This is a genomic window from Halorubrum sp. Atlit-28R (assembly GCF_003665955.1).
GTDB lineage: Archaea > Halobacteriota > Halobacteria > Halobacteriales > Haloferacaceae > Halorubrum > Halorubrum tropicale.
This window is the reverse complement of record NZ_QPLS01000141.1, coordinates 1-516: the sequence shown is the minus strand read 5'-3', so window position 1 is coordinate 516 and position 516 is coordinate 1. Positions and strand designations below refer to the sequence as shown.

The window sequence follows — 516 nt, the reverse complement described above, 5'->3', positions numbered from 1 at the left end:
ACTAATCCAAGCCGACGATCACTCGCCTCGGCTATTCAACAGATGATTTGCCCTACGAAGACACAACTATTCAACAGAGCAGCAAAAAACTCCTCGGGCAGTCGTATCGGTGAAAACAGTCGTAATCTCAGCGGGTATCCCTATTACTCAGATCCATCGCCATCTTTCGCGTTGAACTGTGCAAGCGTCTCAATGACCGCATCGAGGACCGCATCCACCTCATCAGCATCAACACCACTCTCAGACGCAGCACGAGCGGTGACAGCCTGTCGAACCATCTCGTCGTTCAGGGGTTTCAATCCACCACGCCACTCGCGGCCAGTCTCCAGCGAGTGTTCACGAACAGTCTCTACAAACTCGTCATACTCATCGGGCATATTGCTCGCGAGTATGTCGAGGTCGGATTCTAAGCGGCGTTCCAGCCGACTTCGGATACGCGATTCAACGACTCGAACGTAGTCACGTTCCGCCTCCTCGCCGGACCTAGTGACGCCGTCGACGAGAACCGACTCCTCA

At 54.3% G+C, this 516-nt stretch carries 1 protein-coding gene; it reads right to left on the bottom strand.

The features are described from left to right. Positions 1-143: 143 nt before the first annotated feature. A partial coding sequence (locus DVK06_RS19435; protein WP_233561800.1) for a hypothetical protein occupies positions 144-516 on the bottom strand: 373 nt, incomplete at its 5' end.